At 64.8% G+C, this 483-nt stretch carries 1 pseudogene; it reads right to left on the bottom strand.

Annotation, left to right across the window (positions count from 1 at the left end):
• Positions 1-483, bottom strand: a pseudogene (locus OWC48_RS46340) (hypothetical protein); the annotation flags it as partial.

Raw genomic sequence — 483 nt, 5'->3', positions numbered from 1 at the left:
AGCCGCCCACGCCTTCCGGCCCGTCTCCGTCTGCGTAAAGAAGTAGACCAGGCCTGCGACGAGCGCGGCAATCGCAGTGACGATCAACCCAATCGGGTTCAAATTCATCACGACGTTGAACGCAGCCTGCGCGGCCTTCGCCCAGTTCGTCGCCTTGACGAACTCCAGCAGCCCGCCCGCCGCCTTCACGGCGTTCACAGCGCCCATAGCAGCGCTCATCCCCTTGAACGCCGCCGTGCCAGCGACGACCGCAGTCACGAGCGGAGCGACGACGTCAGTGTTCTTCCCGACCCAGTCGAACACGCTTTTGAGCGCCTCAGCGGTGCGCTGAATCATCGACGGCCCATCCCCGCCGAACGCGCTGACCATGTCCCACACGCTCTGGGCGAGCGGCGCGAACGCAGCCGCGAGGTTCGTTGCTGCGTCCCAGCCAGCCTTAAGCATCTCCCAGGCCGCCATACCAGCATCACGCAAGTTGAACAG

The organism is Bradyrhizobium sp. Arg816, assembly GCF_029989365.1.
Taxonomy (GTDB): domain Bacteria; phylum Pseudomonadota; class Alphaproteobacteria; order Rhizobiales; family Xanthobacteraceae; genus Bradyrhizobium.
The sequence above is the reverse complement of the archived record's forward strand: the minus strand, read 5'-3'. Positions and strand labels throughout refer to the sequence as shown.